This window comes from Rhodococcus sp. P4_B6 (assembly GCF_056402215.1).
In genome coordinates, this window is the sequence record NZ_JBFUHV010000033.1 from 1 (window position 1) to 19,811 (window position 19,811).

18 protein-coding genes and 2 tRNA genes are annotated in these 19,811 nt (G+C 66.7%); 8 read left to right on the top strand and 12 right to left on the bottom strand.

Annotated elements, in window-relative coordinates:
- Together AC1DWT_RS18045 and AC1DWT_RS18050 are read left to right on the top strand one after the other, a co-directional pair.
- On the top strand, positions 1-792 hold a 792-nt coding region (locus AC1DWT_RS18045), incomplete at its 5' end, for a polyphosphate kinase (RefSeq protein ID WP_477921606.1).
- A 35-nt stretch (positions 793-827) separates the two neighbouring features.
- Positions 828-1,763 carry an NUDIX hydrolase gene (locus AC1DWT_RS18050; RefSeq protein WP_072937761.1) on the top strand — a complete coding sequence of 312 codons (936 nt, stop codon included), beginning with the start codon at positions 828-830 and terminating at the stop codon, positions 1,761-1,763.
- A 103-nt stretch (positions 1,764-1,866) separates the two neighbouring features.
- Here the strand turns inward: AC1DWT_RS18050 and AC1DWT_RS18055 are convergent, their stop codons facing one another.
- The 3 genes from AC1DWT_RS18055 to leuC all read right to left on the bottom strand — a co-directional run bounded on the left by AC1DWT_RS18055 (position 1,867) and on the right by leuC (position 4,796).
- On the bottom strand, positions 1,867-2,580 hold the full coding sequence (locus tag AC1DWT_RS18055; RefSeq protein WP_477921608.1) for an HU family DNA-binding protein: 714 nt from the start codon (positions 2,578-2,580) through the stop codon (positions 1,867-1,869).
- A gap of 158 nt (positions 2,581-2,738) precedes the next feature.
- Positions 2,739-3,347 (bottom strand): 3-isopropylmalate dehydratase small subunit, encoded by a 609-nt coding sequence (gene leuD, locus AC1DWT_RS18060; RefSeq protein ID WP_072937759.1) that lies wholly within the window; start codon positions 3,345-3,347, stop codon positions 2,739-2,741.
- A gap of 27 nt (positions 3,348-3,374) precedes the next feature.
- Complete coding sequence (gene leuC / locus AC1DWT_RS18065) at positions 3,375-4,796, bottom strand: 3-isopropylmalate dehydratase large subunit (RefSeq protein WP_072937758.1); 1,422 nt, start codon at positions 4,794-4,796, stop codon at positions 3,375-3,377.
- A gap of 138 nt (positions 4,797-4,934) precedes the next feature.
- Between leuC and AC1DWT_RS18070 the strand changes: the two genes are divergently transcribed.
- The 3 genes from AC1DWT_RS18070 to AC1DWT_RS18080 all read left to right on the top strand — a co-directional run bounded on the left by AC1DWT_RS18070 (position 4,935) and on the right by AC1DWT_RS18080 (position 6,447).
- The gene (locus tag AC1DWT_RS18070) at positions 4,935-5,636 is read left to right on the top strand and encodes an IclR family transcriptional regulator (protein ID WP_015890242.1); all 702 of its coding nucleotides are present in this window, start codon (positions 4,935-4,937) and stop codon (positions 5,634-5,636) included.
- Positions 5,637-5,674: 38 nt separating this feature from the next.
- The gene (locus tag AC1DWT_RS18075; RefSeq protein WP_276139467.1) at positions 5,675-6,193 is read left to right on the top strand and encodes a pyridoxamine 5'-phosphate oxidase family protein; all 519 of its coding nucleotides are present in this window, start codon (positions 5,675-5,677) and stop codon (positions 6,191-6,193) included.
- An 86-nt stretch (positions 6,194-6,279) separates the two neighbouring features.
- The gene (locus AC1DWT_RS18080; RefSeq protein ID WP_015890240.1) at positions 6,280-6,447 is read left to right on the top strand and encodes a DUF5302 domain-containing protein; all 168 of its coding nucleotides are present in this window, start codon (positions 6,280-6,282) and stop codon (positions 6,445-6,447) included.
- Between the two features lie 63 nt (positions 6,448-6,510).
- Here AC1DWT_RS18080 and AC1DWT_RS18085 read toward each other — a convergent pair.
- The 4 genes from AC1DWT_RS18085 to AC1DWT_RS18100 all read right to left on the bottom strand — a co-directional run bounded on the left by AC1DWT_RS18085 (position 6,511) and on the right by AC1DWT_RS18100 (position 9,197).
- Positions 6,511-6,583: transfer RNA gene (locus AC1DWT_RS18085), tRNA-Glu, on the bottom strand.
- A gap of 76 nt (positions 6,584-6,659) precedes the next feature.
- A tRNA-Gln gene (locus tag AC1DWT_RS18090) sits at positions 6,660-6,731 on the bottom strand.
- Between the two features lie 143 nt (positions 6,732-6,874).
- Positions 6,875-8,350, bottom strand: coding sequence for a glutamate--tRNA ligase (gltX, locus tag AC1DWT_RS18095; RefSeq protein WP_477921610.1), 1,476 nt, complete (start codon positions 8,348-8,350; stop codon positions 6,875-6,877).
- Positions 8,351-8,423: 73 nt separating this feature from the next.
- Positions 8,424-9,197 carry a fumarylacetoacetate hydrolase family protein gene (locus AC1DWT_RS18100; protein ID WP_072937755.1) on the bottom strand — a complete coding sequence of 258 codons (774 nt, stop codon included), beginning with the start codon at positions 9,195-9,197 and terminating at the stop codon, positions 8,424-8,426.
- 115 nt (positions 9,198-9,312) lie between these two features.
- Here AC1DWT_RS18100 and AC1DWT_RS18105 point away from each other — a divergent pair, with 115 nt between their 5' ends.
- On the top strand, positions 9,313-10,557 hold the full coding sequence (locus tag AC1DWT_RS18105; protein ID WP_072937754.1) for an MFS transporter: 1,245 nt from the start codon (positions 9,313-9,315) through the stop codon (positions 10,555-10,557).
- Here AC1DWT_RS18105 and AC1DWT_RS18110 read toward each other — a convergent pair.
- From AC1DWT_RS18110 to AC1DWT_RS18130, 5 genes are all read right to left on the bottom strand, one after another.
- A complete protein-coding gene (locus AC1DWT_RS18110; protein WP_072937753.1) occupies positions 10,554-11,564 on the bottom strand; it encodes a 3-isopropylmalate dehydrogenase in 1,011 nt (336 codons plus the stop codon). The genes AC1DWT_RS18105 and AC1DWT_RS18110 overlap by 4 nt on opposite strands.
- Before the next feature lie 67 nt (positions 11,565-11,631).
- Positions 11,632-13,227: a phosphoglycerate dehydrogenase gene (gene serA / locus AC1DWT_RS18115; protein ID WP_072937752.1), complete on the bottom strand. Its 1,596-nt coding sequence runs from the start codon at positions 13,225-13,227 to the stop codon at positions 11,632-11,634.
- Positions 13,228-13,451: 224 nt separating this feature from the next.
- Positions 13,452-14,453: a ketol-acid reductoisomerase gene (ilvC, locus tag AC1DWT_RS18120; protein WP_174705454.1), complete on the bottom strand. Its 1,002-nt coding sequence runs from the start codon at positions 14,451-14,453 to the stop codon at positions 13,452-13,454.
- A gap of 49 nt (positions 14,454-14,502) precedes the next feature.
- A complete protein-coding gene (gene ilvN, locus AC1DWT_RS18125) occupies positions 14,503-15,006 on the bottom strand; it encodes an acetolactate synthase small subunit (RefSeq protein ID WP_005240383.1) in 504 nt (167 codons plus the stop codon).
- Positions 15,003-16,946, bottom strand: coding sequence for an acetolactate synthase large subunit (locus AC1DWT_RS18130; RefSeq protein WP_072937750.1), 1,944 nt, complete (start codon positions 16,944-16,946; stop codon positions 15,003-15,005). Before AC1DWT_RS18130 ends, ilvN begins: the two co-directional genes overlap by 4 nt.
- Positions 16,947-17,213: 267 nt before the next feature.
- Here AC1DWT_RS18130 and AC1DWT_RS18135 point away from each other — a divergent pair, with 267 nt between their 5' ends.
- Both AC1DWT_RS18135 and ilvD read left to right on the top strand, forming a co-directional pair.
- Positions 17,214-17,711, top strand: a complete 498-nt coding sequence (locus AC1DWT_RS18135; protein ID WP_095860791.1) for a PH domain-containing protein — start codon at positions 17,214-17,216, stop codon at positions 17,709-17,711.
- Between the two features lie 52 nt (positions 17,712-17,763).
- On the top strand, positions 17,764-19,608 hold the full coding sequence (ilvD, locus tag AC1DWT_RS18140) for a dihydroxy-acid dehydratase (protein ID WP_477921614.1): 1,845 nt from the start codon (positions 17,764-17,766) through the stop codon (positions 19,606-19,608).
- Positions 19,609-19,811: the final 203 nt, after the last annotated feature.

The window sequence follows — 19,811 nt, forward strand, 5'->3', positions numbered from 1 at the left end:
GGTGTGCACGTGGTGTACGGACTGGTCGGGCTCAAGACCCACTGCAAGACGTGCCTCGTCGTCCGCCGCGAGGGGTCCACCATCCGGCGTTACTGCCACATCGGCACCGGAAACTACAACCCGAAGACGGCCCGGCTGTACGAAGACATCGGTCTGCTCACCGCGGCACCGGAGATCGGCGCCGACCTCACCGACCTGTTCAACTCGCTCACCGGCTACTCGCGGAAAACCCGGTATCGCAACCTCCTCGTCGCGCCGTACGGTGTGCGCCGGGGCATCATCGAGCGGATCGACGGTGAGATTGCGCACAAATTGCGGGGCGAAGACGCCGGAATCCTCCTGAAGGCCAACGCCTTGGTCGACGAACAGGTGATCGACGCGCTCTATCGCGCGTCCAAGGCCGGCGTGCCCGTCGAGATCGTCGTCCGCGGCATCTGCGCCCTCAAGCCCGGAGTTCCCGGACTGAGCGAGAACATCCACGTCCGGTCGATCCTCGGCCGTTTCCTCGAGCATTCGCGAGTCTTCCACTTCCGCGGCGCCGACGAATTCTGGATCGGCAGCGCAGACATGATGCACCGCAACCTCGACCGACGCGTCGAGGTCATGGCGCAGGTGAAGGATCCTCGCCTCACCGCTCAGATCGGCGAGATCGTCGATTCGGCGCTCGATCCCGTCACGCGGTGCTGGGTGCTCGGACCCGACGGCCGGTGGGTTCCGTCCCCCGCGCACGGCGAGGAGGTCCGGGACCACCAGGAGGCCATGATGCGCAAACGAATGGGCACCGGATCCTGATCGCGGCGTACCCGCGGCAGTAGGGAAGGAACTCGGTGAGCAGCACACCCGGCAAACCGGTCAAAGCCAATATCTTCGCGGCGGGAGCAGTGTTGTGGCGAAAGTCTCCCGAGAATCCCGACGAGATCGAGATCGCGGTCATTCACCGGCCCAAGTATGAGGACTGGTCGTTTCCCAAGGGAAAACTCGACCCCGGCGAAACCGCGGTGGTGGCAGCACTGCGCGAGGTGGAAGAAGAGACGGGTATTCGCGGGCGTCTCGGGAGGCATCTCGGCGCGTTGACCTATCCGATTCCCGGGCACCGCCGATTGAAACGAGTCGAATACTGGGCGGCCGAGGCCCGCGCGGGCGAATTCGTCCCCAACAGCGAGGTGGACCTGATGCGGTGGCTTCCCGTATCGGACGTGGCCGATCAGCTGTCCTATCCCATGGATCGCAAGATGCTCCGCCGTTTCACGGCTCAACCGCCCGACACCGCGACCGTCCTCCTGGTCCGGCATGCCAAGGCGGGAAGCCGGAAACGGTACAGGGGCGACGACGCCACACGGCCCCTGGATGCGAACGGCATACTCCAGGCCGACGCCCTCGTAGCCCAGCTCGAGGCGTTCGGGGCCACCGACATCACGTCGGCCGACAGAACGCGGTGCACACAGACGGTCGAGCCGCTGGCCCGCGCGCTGGACACGACCGTCCGGTTGGATCCGCTGCTGTCCGAGGAGAGTTACACCGCCGACCCGGCGGCCACCCGTACCCGGGTCCGCAAGATCGCCGCACTCGGCGGGGTTCAGGTGATCTGCAGCCAGGGTGGCGTCATTCCCGATCTGCTCGACTGGTGGGCGGACATCGACGGCGTCGCACTCCCCCCGGCACGGAACAGAAAGGCGAGCACCTGGGTGCTCTCACTGTCCGGGGGCAAACTCATCGCCGCCGACCACCTCGACAGTCCCCTGCCTCCCACGCGCAAGGACTGAGAGCCGCCGGCCGGATTTCGTCCGGGAACGACAACGACACAGACAGGCGCCAACCCCCAGGGTCGGCGCCTGTCTGTGTTCGGGAAGACCCGTGTGCGCTGTCTTACTTGGCGCGCTTCGCGGGAGCCTTCTTTGCTGCGGTCTTCTTTGCAGCCGTCTTGGCCGGAGCCTTCTTGGCTGCAGTCTTCTTCGCGGCAACCGTCTTGGCCGGAGCGACCTTCTTCGCGACGGTCTTCTTCGCTGCCGCAGTCTTGGCCGGAGCCTTCTTGGCTGCAGTCTTCTTCGCGGCAACCGTCTTGGCCGGAGCGACCTTCTTCGCGACAGTCTTCTTCGCTGCCGCAGTCTTGGCGGGAGCGACCTTCTTCGCGACAGTCTTCTTCGCTGCAACCGTCTTGGCCGGTGCAGCCTTCTTGGCGGCGGTCTTCTTCGCGGCCGTCTTCTTGGCAGCAGCCTTCTTGGCGGCGGCCTTGGTGGCGGCGGCCTTGGTGGCGGGCGCCGCTGCGCCGCGCTTGACTGCCGGACCGGTGGCCGGAAGCTTCTGGCCGCCAGCGATAACCGCCTTGAACTGAGCGCCCGGACGGAACGCCGGCACCGACGTCGGCTTGACCTTGACGGTCTCACCCGTGCGCGGGTTACGTGCGACACGTGCCGCGCGACGCCGCTGCTCGAAGACGCCGAAACCGGTGATGGTCACGCTGTCGCCGCGGTGCACTGCCCGGACGATCGTGTCCACGACATGCTCGACAGCTTCCGTTGCCGTGCGCCTGTCCGTGCCCAGTTTCTCGGTCAGAACATCGATGAGCTCTGCCTTATTCATTGAAATTCCTCCGCGAACTAATGGTCCATCATCGGACCGACTACGAACTACGGTAAACCTGAATACCGCAGGAGTCTATGTGCCACGCCAATTCTCAAACAACGCGGCACCATTCTCAGGAACTTATTATCTGGGAGACAGGGCTCCGATTCCAACTTTCAGTCGGCGGAAGTGGGCTCCGGAAGAGTCACAGGTTTCCAAGAAGGCCTTGCCTTTTCGAACTCGGAAATGGCTTCTACCTGCCGTAATGTCAATCCAATGTCGTCCAGACCTTCGAGCAGACGCCACCGTGTGTAGTCATCAATCGCAAAGGGCACCACGGTGGTTCCGGCGGTCACGGTCTTGTTCTCGAGGTCGACGATCAATTCGAGACCGGGCTGTTCGTCGAGCAACTTCCAGAGCAGTTCGACGTCCGACTGGGACACCTGGGCGGCCAGCAGACCGGCCTTGCCGGCGTTGCCCCGGAAGATGTCCGCGAACCGAGACGCGATGACGACCCGAAATCCGAAGTCGGATAGCGCCCACACGGCGTGTTCCCGGGAGGAGCCCGTGCCGAAGTCCGGTCCCGCGACCAGAACGCTGCCCTTGTCGTACGGGGCGACGTTGAGGACGAAGTTCGGATCGTTCCGCCACGCGGCGAACAGACCGTCCTCGAAACCGGTGCGGGTCACTCGTTTCAGGTAGACCGCCGGGATGATCTGGTCCGTGTCCACGTTGGATCGCCGCAGCGGAACGCCGATACCTTTGTGTGTGCTAAAGGATTCCATCGAAAAATCTCCTAAATTCCTTGGGTCCTAGGCCAGATCTGTCGGCGCGGACAGGGTTCCCCGGACTGCGGTCGCGGCGGCGACCAGCGGCGAAACCAGGTGAGTCCGCCCGCCCTTGCCTTGACGGCCTTCGAAATTGCGGTTGGACGTGGAGGCTGAACGCTCGCCGGGCGCGAGCTGATCCGGGTTCATGCCGAGGCACATGGAGCAGCCCGCCTGCCGCCATTCGGCGCCGGCGGCGGTGAAGATCTCGCCGAGACCCTCCTTTTCGGCCTGGGCGCGGACGCGCATCGAACCCGGCACGATCAGCATCCGGACCCCGTCGGCGACGTGCCTTCCGCGCAACACGTCGGCCACGGCCCGCAGATCCTCGATCCGGCCGTTGGTGCACGAACCCACGAAGACTGTGTCGATCGCCACGTCACGCAACGGAGTTCCGGCTTCGAGACCCATGTAGGTCAACGCCTTCTCCGCGGCGTGACGCTCGCTCTCGTCCACGATCTGCGCAGGATCCGGCACGGTCTCGCCGAGCGGCAGACCCTGCCCCGGGTTTGTGCCCCAGGTCACGAACGGCGTCAGCGAACTCGCGTCGATGTGGACCTCGTTGTCGAAAACCGCACCCTCGTCGGTCTTCAACTGCTCCCAGGCCTCCACCGCGGCGTCCCAGTCGGCGCCCTTCGGCGCATGGGGGCGTCCCTTGATGAATTCGTAGGTGATCTCGTCGGGGGCGATCATGCCCGCCCGCGCGCCCGCCTCGATGGACATGTTGCAGATGGTCATCCGCGCTTCCATCGACATCTTCCGGATCGCTTCGCCGCGGTACTCCAGGACGTAGCCCTGGCCTCCGCCGGTTCCGATCTTCGCGATGACGGCCAGAATGAGATCTTTACTCGTCACGCCTTCGGGCAATTCGCCGTCGACGGTGATCGCCATCGTCCGGAACGGACGCAGCGACAACGTCTGCGTCGCCATGACGTGTTCGACCTCACTGGTGCCGATACCCATCGCGATCGCACCGAAGGCGCCGTGGGTGGACGTGTGACTGTCGCCGCACACCACGGTCATACCGGGCTGGGTGAGACCGAGTTGCGGGCCGACGACGTGGACGATGCCCTGGTCGATGTTTCCCATCGGGTGCAGCCGGACGCCGAATTCCTCACAGTTGCGCCGGAGCGTGTCCACCTGAGTCTTGGAGACGGGGTCCGCGATCGGCTTGTCGATGTCGACGGTGGGGACGTTGTGGTCCTCGGTGGCGATCGTCAGGTCGGGCCTGCGGAGCGGGCGCCCCGCCAGTCGAAGTCCGTCGAATGCCTGCGGACTCGTCACTTCGTGAACGAGATGCAGATCGATGTAGATGAGGTCGGGGTTGTCTCCCTCACCCCGGACCACGACGTGGTCGTCCCACACCTTCTCTGCCAGGGTGCGTGCTTTCTCGGCCATCTTCTCCACCTCTGTGTGTCCTCTCGCACCGCGGGCTTCGGACTGGTCCGCCGTGCGCTTGTCGTCGTTACCCTCTTCCCGGACACGCACTCGACGTGAGACGAAGGTGCGCTATGATCCCAGTATGCGAGAAAGTGGTATCGACCTATGAGACAGCATAGCGGCATCGGGGTCCTTGACAAAGCGGTGGGCGTACTCCACGCCGTGGCCGAGAAGCCCTGCAGCCTCACCGAACTGTGCTCGCGCACCGGACTCCCCCGCGCCACCGCCCACCGGCTGGCCGTCGGACTCGAGGTCCACCGCCTCCTGACGCGTGACTCCGACGGGCTGTGGTGCCCCGGTCCCGGCCTCGCCGAACTGGCTGCAACGGCTAACGATCCGCTCGTCTCGGCGGCGGCTCTCGTCCTTCCGCGTCTGCGCGAGATCACCGGCGAGAGCGTGCAGCTGTACCGCCGGGAAGGCACGCAACGCATCTGTGTGGCGGCGATGGAGCCACCCACCGGCCTCCGAGACACCGTTCTCGTCGGGGCACGCCTCCCGATGAGCGCGGGCTCGGGCGCCAAGGTCCTCCTCGCCTGGGCCGACCCGCAGACCCAGCGCACGGTTCTTCCCGACGCGGCGTTCGGCGAGCGCGTCCTGCTCGAGGTCCGCCGCCGCGGCTGGGCACAGAGCGCCGCCGAGCGTGAACCCGGCGTCGCCAGTGTCGCCGCACCCGTGCGGGACTCCGCGGGCGCTGTCATCGCGGCGATTTCGGTGTCCGGCCCCATCGACAGGATGGGCAGGCGCCCCGGCGCCCGGTGGGCGGCCGACCTCCTCGCCGCCGCGGAGGCGCTGCACAAGAGACTCTGACCTCTCACGACCGACACGCACCGCGACAGGAGAAGCCGATGGGGAAGAACCAACGATCGCAGATCACGATGACGGATTCGGAGATCGCCGAATTCGTGGACCGGAGCCGGATCGCCACCCTGGCAACGGTGGCAGCGGACGGCAGGGCCCATCTCGTCGCCATGTGGTACGCAGTGATCGACGGCGAGATCTGGTTCGAGACGAAGTCCAAATCGCAGAAGGCGGTCAACCTGCGCCGCGACGACCGGGTCACCGTCCTGATCGAGGACGGCCAGACGTATGACACTCTGCGTGGAATTTCGGTCGAGGGCCGGGCGGAGATCGTGGAGGACCCCGATGCGATGTTCGCCGTCGGTGTCAGCGTGTGGGAGCGCTACACCGGGCCCTACACCGACGATCTGCGTCCCGCCATCGATCAGCTGCTGCACAAGCGGGTGGTCGTGCGGATCGTTCCCGAACGCATCAGGAGCTGGGACCACGCCAAGCTCGGCCTTCCCGCGATGCCGGTGGGCGGAACCACCGCGGCGTACCTGGAGACGGCCGACCGTCGCTCCTGACACCGGGCAGGGCGGAAAAACAGGAGAATTCTCGGTGCCCTCGGCGTAGCTTCACAGAGTGAACCGACTACCCGAGGGAGTTCACCGTGACTGACGCCGATAACGAGGACACGAAAAAGAAATTCCGCGAAGCACTCGAGCGGAAGAATCATCAGGCCGGTCTGTCCGCCGATCACAAGGACGCGCATTCCAAGGTGCACGAGGCCCACGGGCCTGCCGATCACAAACGCGAATTCCGCCGCAAGACCGGATAAACGACGGACCGTCCGTTTATATGAAGAAACACCCTCCGATTACTCGGAGGGTGTTTCTCTTTGTAGCCCCGACGGGATTCGAACCCGCGCTACCGCCTTGAGAGGGCGGCGTCCTAGGCCGCTAGACGACGGGGCCAGGAACTTTGTCTTGCTTTGGAAGCTCAGCAAGCATAGCTTCCAGAAGTTCGGAGTCAAAATCGGCCGAACTTCCGCTGGGGTACCAGGACTCGAACCTAGAATGGCGGTACCAGAAACCGCTGTGTTGCCAATTACACCATACCCCAATGGCCGTTCTCGAACCGCTGAGCTTCTGGGCTCTGCGGCCCGCCTCGGGCCGAAGAAGAGATTACCAGCCTACTGCCGGGATTTACCAAATCGTATGGTCAGAGGCTGTTTTTGCACCCTTTTCGGCCCGAGGGCGGCGGTGTCAGCCGGCGATGCCGGCCCGCGCGGAACGCAGCCGGGACAGCGACACGTCGCGACCGAGCAGTTCCATCGATTCGTACAGCGGCGGGCTGATGTGCGAGCCCGTGACGGCCACCCGCACCGGAGCGAACGCCTTACGTGGCTTGAGGCCCAGTTCGTCCACGAGAGCGGTCTTGAGGGCCTCCTCCAGCGACGCTGCGTCCCACGCACCGACTGCGTCCAGCGATGTGAGGGCGGCGTCGAGAACCGGCGCGGAGTCGGCCCCCAGGTTCTTCGCCGCGGCGGCCGGGTCGATCGCGAAGTCGGCCTCCTCGACGAACAGGAACCTCAGCAGATCCCACGCGTCGGACAGGACCACGATGCGCGTCTGGACCAGATCGGCGGCGGTCGCGAAGACGGCCTCGTCCACCGTCTCCCCGAGGTGGCCGTGGAGCGTGAGGAACGCACGCAGGCGCGCGGCGAAATCGGCGGGCTCGAGCAGCCGGATGTGCTCGGCGTTGATCGCGTCGGCCTTTTTCTGATCGAACCGGGCCGGATTGGAATTGACCTTGGAGATATCGAAGGCCGCGACCATCTCGTCCAGCGAGAACACGTCGTGGTCGTCCGAAATACCCCAGCCCAGCAGCGCCAGGTAATTCAGCAATCCCTCGGGGACGAAACCGCGGTCGCGATGGATGAAGAGGTTCGACTCGGGATCGCGCTTGGACAGCTTCTTGTTGCCCTGTCCCATGACGAACGGCAGGTGCCCGAACTTCGGTGTGAAATCGGCCACGCCGATCCGCTGCATCGCCTCGTAGAGGGCAAGCTGCCGCGGCGTCGACGACAGCAGGTCCTCGCCGCGCAGGACGTGTGTGATCTTCATCAACGCGTCGTCGACGGGGTTGACCAACGTGTACAGCGGAATCCCGTTGCCGCGGGTCAGCGCGAAGTCGGGCACGGTGCCGGCCTTGAACGTCGTCTCACCGCGCACGAGGTCGTCCCACGTCAGGTCGTGGTCGGGCATCCGGAGCCGGACCACGGGCTTGCGGCCCTCGTCGAGGAACGCCTGCCGCTGCTCCGGCGTCAGGTCACGATCGAAGTTGTCGTAGCCGAGCTTGGGGTCGCGGCCGGCGGCCTTGTGCCGCTCCTCGACCTCCTCGGGCGTCGAGAACGACTCGTACGCCTCGCCCGCTGCGAGCAGTTTCGCGACGACGTCCAGGTGCAGGTCACGTCGCTGGGACTGGCGGTACGGCTCGTACGGTCCCCCGACCTCCGGGCCCTCGTCCCAGTTCAGTCCGAGCCAGCGCAGCGCGTCCAGGATCGCCTGGTACGACTCCTCACTGTCACGGGCAGCATCGGTGTCCTCGATGCGGAACACGAACGACCCGCCGTTGTGTCGGGCGAACGCCCAGTTGAACAGGGCGGTTCGGACGAGCCCCACGTGCGGGGTTCCGGTGGGCGACGGGCAGAAACGGACGCGAACTTCGCTTGTGGTCATGGCTCACTTGGGTCGACGCTGGGAAAACGGACTCCTACAGGCTAGTCCGCTCCCGATGTCGACACGAGAGCCGTCAGCGCTTGGCGGTCACCGGGTTGGTGAGGGTGCCGATACCGCCGATGGTCACGCTGACGCTCTGGCCGTCGACGATCGGACCGACTCCTTCCGGGGTACCCGTGAGGATGACGTCGCCCGGGAGCAGCGTCATCACGGCCGACACCCATTCGATGATCTTCGGAATGTCGTGCAGCAGAAGCGAAGTGTTGCTCCGCTGCTTCACCACCCCGTCGACCTCGGTGGTGATGTCGACGTCGGACGCGTCGAGCTGGGTCTCGATCCACGGCCCCAGCGGGCAGAACGTGTCATGGCCCTTCGCCCTCGTCCACTGACCGTCGTGGCGCTGATGGTCACGGGCCGACACGTCGTTGGCCGCCGTGTAGCCGAGCACCACGTCGAGGGCCTTGGCCGCGGGCACGTCCTTGCAGGGGCGCCCGATGACGACCGCGAGTTCCCCTTCGTAGTGAACTTCGTTGGAGGACTTCGGCAGGACGATCGCAGCGTCGGGGCCCACGATCGAGGTGTTGGGCTTGAGGAAGATCACAGGATCGGCCGGTGCCTCTCCCCCCATCTCGGCGGCGTGGGCGGCGTAGTTCTTTCCGATGGCGACGACCTTGCTGGCGAGGATCGGGGCCAGCAGTCGCACATCGGCGAGCGGCCAGCTCCGGCCGGTGAAAGTCGGGTTGCCGAACGGATGCTCGGCGATCTCCTTCGCGATCCGGGACTCCCCGTCTCCTTCGATACTGACGAACGCAACACCATCGGGACTTGCCACTCGACCAAGACGCATGGCGCCGAGTCTATCGGCCCGGGTTCACCGCCGTGCCGGGACGCCGGACGACGCGGGGTATAGACTCCGAACCAGCGCCACTATATGAGAATCGAATCCTAGATATTGAGATGACATGACTGCATCGATCGACACCGCGTCCGCCGTCGGAACTGCTCGCAGATGGTGGATGCTCGCCCTCGGGATGTTCGCCCAGGCCGCACAGGCGGTCTTCGTCAACGGCGTCGCCTTCCTCATCCCCGAACTCCAGGCGAACCACGGGCTCAGCCTCGCCCGCACCGGACTCGTCGTCGCCGCACCCACCCTCGGGGTCATGGTGACGCTGATCGCGTGGGGCGCACTGGCCGACCGCTACGGCGAACGCAGGGTGCTGGCCGCAGGCATGGCGACCACCGCGGCTGCGGGCGTGGGCGCGGCCCTCGCCGGATCGCTCACGGCCACCGCGGTCTTCCTGCTGCTCGGCGGCACGGCGGCGGCCTCGGCGAATGCCGCGAGCGGACGCGTCGTCGTCGGATGGTTCCCTCCCGAGCGCCGCGGCCTGGCCATGGGCATCCGGCAGATGTCACTGCCGCTCGGCATCGCCTGCGCTGCGCTGACGCTCCCCTCGGTCGCCCACGACCACGGCATCGGATGGGCGCTCGCGCTGCCCGCCGCCCTGTGCGCCGCCGCCGCGCTGGCCTGCGCACTCTGGGTGGTCGATCCGCCCCGGCCGAGTCGCAGCGACGCGGCGGATCTCGGCATGCTCACGAATCCGTACCGCAGCAGCGGCACACTGTGGCGCATCCACGCCGTCTCCGTGCTGCTCGTCGTGCCGCAGTACACGGTGTGGACGTACGCACTCGTTTGGCTGATCTCCGAAAGGCACTGGGAAGCAACGGCGGCGGGCCTGATCGTGACCCTCGCCCAGATCCTCGGCGCGTTCGGCCGGATGGGCGTCGGTTTCTGGTCCGACGTGGTGGGCAGCCGCATGCGTCCGCTCCGCTGGGTCGCGGCCGGCGGCGGACTGTCGATGGCGGCGCTCGCCGTGACGGACGCGATGGATTCGCCTCTCGCGATCGTGGCGCTGCTCGCGGCGTCCGTCGCGACGGTGGCACCGAACGGGCTCGCCTTCACCGCCGTCGCCGAGATCGCGGGCCCGTTCTGGGGTGGGCGCGCCCTCGGAGTCCAGAACACCGGACAGTTCGTCGCGGCCTCGATCGTTCCCCCGGTGTTCGGCGCACTGATCGGAATCGTCGGATTCCCGGTGACTTTCGCGATAGCCGCGGGATTCCCGGCCGCCTCGATACCACTGATCCCCGTGGCCCGGTCCGAAGACCGGGCCACGGGGATCGAGGGAGACAGGGCCGAAGCCCGGACCTAGAGGGCCGCGGTGATCCGGTCGCCGACCTCCGACGTGACGACCTTCGAGTCACCCCGGGACGCCAGATCGGCCTCGACCGCGGCTTCGATGCGCGCGGCGTCGCCCTCCCGGCCGAGGTGACGCAGCAGCAGTGCCGCGGACAGGATGGCCGCCGTGGGATCCGCGATCCCCTGGCCCGCGATGTCCGGGGCGCTGCCGTGCACCGGTTCGAACATCGACGGGTTCGTCCCCGAGGCGTCGATGTTCCCCGACGCCGCCAGGCCGATACCGCCCGTGACCGCACCCGCGAGGTCCGTGATGATGTCGCCGAACAGGTTGTCCGTGACGATCACGTCGAAGCGCGACGGGTCGGTGACCATGTAGATGGTGGCCGCGTCGATGTGGCAGTACGCCGTCTCCACGTCCGGATACTCGGCCGACACCGTCTCCACCGCACGCGTCCAGATCGCACCGGCGTTGGAGAGGACATTCGTCTTGTGGATCAGGGTGACGTGCTTGCGCCGGGTCTGTGCGAGGGCGAACGCGTACCGCACCACCCGCTCGGCGCCGAACCACGTGTTGATCGACACCTCGGTCGCGATCTCGTGCGGAGTGCCGACACGGATCGCGCCACCGTTACCGGTGTACGGGCCCTCGGTGCCCTCGCGCACCACCACGAAATCGATGTCCGGCTGCGCCGCGAGTGGCGACTTCGATCCCGGATACAGCTGCGACGGACGCAGATTCACGTGATGATCCAACGCGAACCGCATGTTCAGCAGCAGACCACGCTCGAGCACGCCCGGCGTGACCGACGGGTCGCCGATGGCGCCCAGCAGGATCGCGTCGTGCTCGCGGATCGCCGCGAGATCGGCGTCCGGGAGCAACTCCCCCGTGGCGTTGTATCGACGGGCACCGAGGTCGTACTCGGTGGTCTCGAGATCGGGGACGAGTTTCCGCAGCACCTTCAGCGCCTCGGCCGTGACCTCGACACCGATGCCGTCACCCGGAATGACCGCAAGCTTCATGAACGCCTCACTTCACATAGAGCTGTGCGCGTGCCACGACAGGGTCGTGGCACGCGCACAGTGGGGATTAGGCCAGGTTGACGAGCTCGATCTTGGTGGCGCCGACGGCGGTGGAGATCGCGTCCCGCACCTCGCTCGGCACCTCCTGGTCGACGCGGAGAAGGATGGTCGCACCCTCACCCTCGGCGTCCTGGCTGAGCTGCGCGGCCTGGATGTCGATGCCGGCATTGCCGAGCTGCGTGCCGATCTTGCCCAGTGCGCCGGGCTGATCGGTGTAGTTGACCAGCAGGTTGAGACCCTCGGCGCGCAGTTCGAAGTTGCGGCCGTTGATGTTGACGATCTTCTCGACCTGCTGCGGGCCGGTCAGCGTGCCCGAGACGTTGAGGACGCTGCCGTCGCCGAACACGGCGCGCAGGTCCACGACGCTGCGGTGATTGGGGCTTTCGGCCGCCTTGGTGACCTCTGCCGTGACACCGCGCTCCTCCGCGAGGGCGGGGGCGTTGACGAACGTGACCGCGTCCTCGATGACGGCGGAGAACACGCCGCGCAGGGCCGAGAGCGCGAGCACCTCGACGTCCTCGGATGCGAGCTCGCCGCGCACGTCGACGGACAGGCTGACGGGCAGTTCGCCCGACAGTGCGCCGAGAAGCACACCCTGCTTGCGGACGATTTCGAGCCACGGGGCAACTTCCTCGCCCACGGCGCCACCGGACACGTTGACGGCATCCGGGACGAAATCGCCTGCGAGAGCCAGCAGTACGGACTTCGCGACGTCCGTGCCCGCGCGGTCCTGGGCCTCGCTCGTCGACGCGCCGAGGTGCGGCGTCACGACGACCTCGGGCAGGTCGAACAACGGGCTGTCGGTGCACGGCTCGGTCTCGAACACGTCGAGGCCCGCGGCGCGCACGTGACCCGACTTGATGGCCTCGGCCAGCGCGGCCTCGTCGATCAGGCCGCCGCGGGCGGCGTTGACGATGACGACGCCCTTCTTGGTCTTCGCCAGGTTCTCCGTGCCGAGCAGCCCCTTGGTCTCGGGGGTCTTGGGGAGGTGCACGGAGATGAGGTCGGCGCGCTTCAGCAGTTCGTCGAGGGTGACGAGTTCGATGCCGAGCTGCGCGGCGCGCGCGGCCGACACGTAGGGGTCGTACGCGATGACGTGGGTCTCGAACGCGGCGAGGCGCTGCGCGAACAGCTGCCCGATGCGGCCGAGGCCGACGACGCCGACGGTCTTGCCGAAGATCTCGACGCCGTTGAACTTGCTGCGCTTCCACTCGCGGTCGCGCAGGGTGGCGTCCGCGGCGGGGATCTGGCGGGCGGTGGCGAGCATCAGCGCGACGGCGTGCTCGGCGGCCGTGTGAATGTTGGACGTCGGGGCGTTGACGACCATGACACCGCGCTCGGTGGCGGCGGGAACGTCGACGTTGTCGAGGCCGACGCCGGCGCGGGCGACGATCTTGAGCTTGGTACCGGCCGCCAGGACCTCGGCGTCGACGGTGGTGGCGGAACGGACGAGGATCGCGTCGGCCTCGGGCACCGCCGCGAGCAGGGCCGGGCGATCAGGTCCGTCGACCCATCGCACCTCCACACCGTCGCCCAATGCCTCGACGGTGGACGGCGCGAGCTTGTCGGCGATCAGAACTACAGGACGGCCTGGCTGGCTCACGTGCAAACTCCCTGAATAGGTGGGCGTGGGGGTGTTTTAACCACACACAGCTTAGTCCGCCCTCACAGGGAAACCGCATCCTGGTCTGCGATACCACATAGTGGACGCCTGCAACAACGGAAACGGGCACGAAACAACACCGGCCCGATGTCGCTGCGGAGACCTCCGACGAGGCCGACGCGACATCGGGCCGGTGTTGCGGTGGAGCTGTAAAGCGGTGAAACCTAGGCGGTTTCGGTGATCGGCCGGTCGACCCAGCTCATCAGGTCGCGCAGCTTCTTGCCGGTGACCTCGATGGGGTGCTCGGCGTTGGCCTTGCGCAGACCCTCGAGCTCGGTGTTGCCGTTCTCGACGTTGGCGACGAGACGGCGGGTGAACTCACCCGACTGGATGTCGGCGAGGATCGCCTTCATGCGCTCCTTGGTGCCGGCGTCGATGACGCGCGGGCCGGACAGGTAGCCACCGAACTCCGCGGTGTCGGACACCGAGTAGTTCATGCGGGCGATGCCACCCTCGTACATGAGGTCGACGATGAGCTTGAGCTCGTGCAGGACCTCGAAGTACGCCATCTCGGGCGCGTAGCCGGCCTCGACCATGACCTCGAAACCGGTCTTGACCAGTTCCTCGGTGCCACCGCACAGCACGGCCTGCTCGCCGAAGAGGTCCGTCTCGGTCTCTTCCTTGAACGTGGTCTTGATGACGCCGGCGCGGGCGCCACCGATGGCCTTGGCGTAGGACAGCGCGAGAGCCTGGCCCTCACCCTTCGGGTCCTGGTCGATCGCGATGAGCGCGGGGACACCCTTGCCGTCGACGAACTGACGACGCACCAGGTGGCCCGGGCCCTTGGGGGCGACCATGCCGACCGTGACGTTGGCCGGAGCCTCGATCAGCTTGAAGTGGATGTTGAGGCCGTGTCCGAAGAACAGCGCGTCGCCGTCCTTCAGGTTCGGCTCGATGTCCGCCTTGAAGATCGACGCCTGCGCGGTGTCGGGTGCGAGCACCATGATCACGTCGGCCCACTCGGAGACCTCGGCGGGGGTACCGACGGTCAGGCCCTGCTCCTCGGCCTTCGCGCGGGACTTCGAGCCTTCCTTGAGGCCGATACGCACATCGACGCCCGAGTCGCGCAGGCTCAGCGAGTGCGCGTGGCCCTGGCTTCCGTAACCGATCACAGCGACCTTACGGCCCTGGATGATCGACAGATCGGCATCGTCGTCGTAGAACATCTCGACTGCCACAGTTCAACCTCTTTCTTGGATTTGCGTATCTAAAGTACTAGCGAGTGGCCGTGATGGACTTAGGCCCCCGTCCCACGGCCACGACCCCGGACTGCACGATCTCCCGGATGCCGTACGGATCGAGCATCCGCAGCAGCGCATCCAGCTTGGATCGTGTTCCAGTCGCCTCGATCGTGACCGACTCCGGGGAGACGTCGATCACCTTGGCGCGGAACAGATTCACCGTCTCGATCACCTGCGTGCGCACGCTGGCGTCGGCTCGCACCTTGATGAGAACCAGCTCGCGGGCGACGGAGGCCTCACCGTCCTGCTCGACGATCTTGATGACGTTGATGAGCTTGTTGAGCTGCTTGGTCACCTGCTCGAGCGGGAACTCGTCGACGGTCACGACGATGGTCATGCGGGAGATCTCGGGAAGCTCGGTGCCACCGACGGCGAGCGACTCGATGTTGAACCCACGACGGGAGAACAGCGCGGCCACCCTGGCCAGCACGCCCGGCTTGTCCTCGACGAGAACACTGAGGGTGTGGCTGGTGCTCACTGATCTTCCTCCCCGGCCGTTGCGGCCGTGCCCGAACGCTGCTCGCGCTCCATGGCCTCGTGAATGACGGCCGGCTCGGCGGCCGCCTCGTCGTCGTCGAACAGCGGACGGATGCCCCGCGCCGCCATGATCTCGTCGTTGCTCGTGCCCGCCGCGACCATCGGCCACACCTGGGCGTCGGCGCCGACGATGAAGTCGATCACCACCGGCTTGTCGTTGATGGCCTGCGCCTCACGGATCGCCGCCTCGACGTCCTCTTCGCGCTCGACGCGAATGCCATGGCAGCCCAACGCCTCCGCGAGCTTCACGAAGTCGGGGATGCGGACTGCGCCGTGCGTGCCGAGGTTCGTGTTGGAGTAACGCTCGTCGTAGAACAGCGTCTGCCACTGGCGCACCATGCCGAGGTTGCCGTTGTTGATGAGCGCAACCTTGATCGGGATGCCCTCGAGCGCACAGGTGGCGAGTTCCTGATTGGTCATCTGGAAGCAGCCGTCACCGTCGATGGCCCACACCTCGGTGTCGGGCATGCCCATCTTGGCGCCCATCGCGGCGGGCACGGCGTAACCCATCGTGCCGAGACCGCCGGAGTTCAGCCAGGTGCGCGGCTTCTCGTAGTTGACGAACTGCGCGGCCCACATCTGGTGCTGGCCGACACCGGCGCAGTAGATCGCGTCGGGACCGGCGAGCTTGCCGACCGACTGGATCACGTATTCCGGGGACAGCGCGCCGTCGGAGGGACGGTCGTAGCTGAGCGGGTACGTGCGGCGGATCCCGTCGAGGTACGCCCACCACTCGGTGAGGTCCAGTGTGGTTCCGGTGGCCAGGTCCGCCTTGATCGCCTCGATCAGCTCGACGATGACCTCTTTGCAGTCGCCCACGATCGGGACGTCCGCGTACCGGTTCTTGCCGATCTCCGCCGGATCGATGTCGGCGTGGATGACCTTGGCGTCGGGGGCGAACGAATCGAGCTGACCGGTGACGCGATCGTCGAAGCGCGCGCCGAGCGTGATCATCAGGTCGCTGCGCTGCAGTGCCGCCACCGCCGCGACCGTGCCGTGCATACCGGGCATGCCGCAGTTCAGCGTGTGGCTGTCCGGGAACGCGCCGCGCGCCATGAGGGTGGTGACCACCGGAATGCCGGTGAGCTCGGCCAGTTCGAGCAGTTCCGGAGACGCCTCGGCCTTGACCACGCCGCCACCGACGTACAGCACCGGGTGCTTCGCGTCGGCGATCAGGCGAGCGGCCTCGCGGACCTGCTTGCCGTGCGGCTTCGTGACGGGACGGTATCCGGGCAGCCGCATCTCCGGCGGCCACGAGAACGTGGTCTGCGCCTGGAGGACGTCCTTCGGGATGTCGACGAGCACCGCGCCGGGACGACCGCTGGAGGCGAGGTAGAAGGCCTCCGCGATGATCCGGGGGATGTCGACGCCGTCGGTGATGAGGAAGTTGTGCTTCGTGATGGGCATCGTGATGCCGGAGATGTCGGCTTCCTGGAACGCATCCGTGCCGATGAGCCCGCGGCCGACCTGACCGGTGATGGCCACGACCGGAACGGAGTCCATCTGCGCGTCGGCGAGCGGCGTCACCAGGTTCGTCGCACCGGGACCGGACGTCGCCATGCAGACGCCGACCTTGCCGGTCGCCTGGGCGTACCCGGTGGCGGCGTGACCTGCACCCTGCTCGTGACGGACGAGCACGTGCCGGACCTTCTTCGAGTCGAAGAGCGGGTCGTAGACAGGCAGAACGGCACCACCCGGAATGCCGAATACCGTGTCGACCTCGAGCTCCTCGAGGGCTCGGACCACGGACTGGGCGCCGCTGACCCGCTCAGGGGCGAGTTGGCGGCGGCTACCGGTCTGCGTCGCGGCGGCCGCGGTCGTCGGGCTTGCTGCCCCCGACTTGCGCGGCGTGGGTTGAGGCCGTGCGGTTGGTGCGCTCACTGGGAAATCCTCTGATTCTGGCTCCGGGCAACAAAAAACCCCCGTCAGCTGATGCTGTACGAGGGTGGCGCGTCGTTATCTGGCGAGTTGAAGAAATCGACTCAGGCGACGACGCGCCGGCCGATTACGAGCAACTCATTCTGTTTCACGCGCTCGACGGTAGGCGCGCTAATGGTGAACAGTCAACTTGGTGAGTCGGCCGTCCCAGAATATGAGATACGTCGGCTGCGGTGCGAAGATGTAGAGGTGTCAACTCCGCAGCAGCCCGTGCCACCAGAATCATCATCCCACACGACGAACCCGCCCAAGCAGGTCATCCGGATTTCTCCCCTCGCCTATCTGGGATGCGCCTTCCTCCTGTTCGCCGTCTCGTTCCCCGTCTTCGGCTGGCCCGCCGCCTTCGGCTGGCTCGTGATCGCCCCGATCATCGCGGTGGCCTGGGTCGCGCGGGTGCGCACCACGGTCACGCCCGACGGACTCGAGGTGCGCCGGCTGTTCGGCGGACGGTCCCTCTCATGGTCCGAGATCGCCGGATTCCGCTTCCCCAAGCGCGGCTGGGCCCGGGCGACACTGGCCGACGGCGGCGAGGTCACCCTTCCCGTCGTCACGTTCGACCGGCTCCCCGACATCGCCGAGGCAAGCGGCGGCCGCATCACCGACCCCTACGCGGCAGCGGCCGCGGCGGAGGAAGCGGCCCAGTATGCCGACGCCGAATCGAACGGCGAGCAGCCGGCGAAGAACCGGCCGGACACAGACGGGGAATAGTGCGCGAGTAGCGTTTGTCAGTACTTCCGTACGCTGACTAAGGAATACGCTCATGCCCCCGCTGAGGTCCCGAACCACCACCGCAGGACGAAATGCCGCAGGCGCCCGCGCACTGTGGCGCGCCACCGGAATGACCGACTCCGACTTCGGGAAGCCGATCGTCGCGATCGCCAACTCGTACACGCAGTTCGTTCCCGGGCACGTCCACCTCAAGAACGTCGGCGACATCGTCGCCGACGCCGTCCGCGCCGCCGGTGGTGTACCTCGCGAATTCCACACGATCGCCGTCGACGACGGCATCGCGATGGGACACGGCGGCATGCTGTATTCCCTTCCCAGCCGGGAGATCATCGCCGACTCCGTCGAATACATGGTCAACGCGCACACCGCCGACGCACTCGTGTGCATCTCCAACTGCGACAAGATCACCCCCGGAATGCTCAATGCCGCACTGCGTTTGAACGTTCCCACCGTGTTCGTCTCGGGCGGGCCGATGGAGGCGGGCAAGGCGGTCGTGGTGAACGGTGTCGCCCAGGCACCGACCGACCTCATCACGGCGATCTCGGCGAGCGCCAACGACGAGGTCGACGAGGAGGGGCTGTCCGAGGTCGAGCGCAGCGCCTGCCCGACGTGCGGCTCGTGCTCGGGCATGTTCACCGCCAACTCGATGAACTGCCTCACCGAGGCGCTCGGTCTGGCGTTGCCGGGCAACGGTTCGACGCTCGCCACCCACGAAGCCCGGCGCGCACTGTTCACCCGCGCGGGCACCACCGTCGTCGAGTCCGCCCTGCGGTACTACCGGGACGACGACGACTCCGTCCTCCCCCGCAACATCGCGACGCCCGCCGCGTTCCGCAACGCGATGGCGCTGGACGTCGCGATGGGAGGTTCCACCAACACGGTCCTGCACACCCTCGCGGCCGCGCAGGAGGGTGAGGTCTACGACTTCGACCTCGACAAGATCGACGAGATCAGCCGCAAGGTGCCGTGCCTGTCGAAGGTCTCGCCCAACTCGGACTACCACATGGAGGACGTGCACCGGGCGGGCGGAATCCCCGCGATCCTCGGCGAACTCCGCCGGGCGGGACTGCTCGAGAGCGACGTCTCGACCGTGCACACGAAGAGCTTCGACGAGTGGCTCGACACGTGGGACATCCGGTCCGGCAAGGCATCCGACGAGGCCGTCGAACTGTTCCACGCCGCTCCCGGCGGCGTCCGCACCACCGAGCCGTTCTCGACGAACAACCGCTGGTCGTCGCTCGACACGGACGCCGCGAACGGCTGCATCCGCGATTTCGAGCACAAGCACACGGTCGAGGGCGGCCTGGCCGTGCTGCGCGGCAACATCGCCGTCGACGGCGCGGTCATCAAGACGGCGGGCATCGACGAAGACCTGTTCCACTTCCAGGGACCCGCGCGTGTCGTGGAATCCCAGGAGGAGGCGGTGTCGGTGATCCTCGGCAAGAAGATCCAGCCCGGTGAGGTCCTCGTCGTGCGCTACGAGGGTCCCGCGGGCGGCCCGGGCATGCAGGAGATGCTGCACCCCACCGCATTTCTCAAGGGCTCCGGCCTCGGCAAGAAGTGCGCGCTGATCACCGACGGCCGCTTCTCCGGCGGGTCCTCGGGGCTGTCCATCGGCCACATCTCCCCGGAAGCCGCCAGCGGCGGCGCCATCGGCCTCGTGGAGGACGGCGACCAGATCCTCATCGACATCGCGACCCGCACCCTGAAACTCCTCGTCGACGACGCGGTGCTCGCCGAGCGTCGCGCGAAGATGGAGTCGTCCGAGCGTCCGTGGCAGCCGGTGAACCGCGAACGGACCGTCACCACGGCCCTGCGCGCGTACGCCGCACTGGCGACGTCCGCCGACAAGGGCGCGGTCCGCCAGGTTCCCTGACCGCACGCACCGACAGCACCGGGCACTCACGATGCCGGGTGCCGCAGCAGGTTTCCTGCCGCGGCACCCGGCTTCCGTCGTCGGTGCGACCGCGAAATCCGCCTCGGGTGTGACGGCGCTCACGGGTGATCAACTCGCTCAAGCGGCGACACCCGTGAACAGGTTCTACTGATCGATTTGATCAGTTGAGCCCACGCTTCTTG

Bases quoted from the DNA above. Each gene is read 5' to 3' on its own strand.
- AC1DWT_RS18070 (WP_015890242.1), top strand. From the start codon at position 4,935: ATGAGACAGCATAGCGGCATCGGGGTCCTTGACAAAGCGGTGGGCGTA.
- leuD (WP_072937759.1), bottom strand. From the start codon at position 3,347: ATGGAATCCTTTAGCACACACAAAGGTATCGGCGTTCCGCTGCGGCGA.
- AC1DWT_RS18055 (WP_477921608.1), bottom strand. From the start codon at position 2,580: ATGAATAAGGCAGAGCTCATCGATGTTCTGACCGAGAAACTGGGCACG.
- AC1DWT_RS18110 (WP_072937753.1), bottom strand. From the start codon at position 11,564: ATGAAGCTTGCGGTCATTCCGGGTGACGGCATCGGTGTCGAGGTCACG.
- ilvD (WP_477921614.1), top strand. From the start codon at position 17,764: ATGCCCCCGCTGAGGTCCCGAACCACCACCGCAGGACGAAATGCCGCA.
- ilvC (WP_174705454.1), bottom strand. From the start codon at position 14,453: ATGTTCTACGACGACGATGCCGATCTGTCGATCATCCAGGGCCGTAAG.
- AC1DWT_RS18105 (WP_072937754.1), top strand. From the start codon at position 9,313: ATGACTGCATCGATCGACACCGCGTCCGCCGTCGGAACTGCTCGCAGA.
- AC1DWT_RS18075 (WP_276139467.1), top strand. From the start codon at position 5,675: ATGGGGAAGAACCAACGATCGCAGATCACGATGACGGATTCGGAGATC.
- gltX (WP_477921610.1), bottom strand. From the start codon at position 8,350: ATGACCACAAGCGAAGTTCGCGTCCGTTTCTGCCCGTCGCCCACCGGA.
- AC1DWT_RS18100 (WP_072937755.1), bottom strand. From the start codon at position 9,197: ATGCGTCTTGGTCGAGTGGCAAGTCCCGATGGTGTTGCGTTCGTCAGT.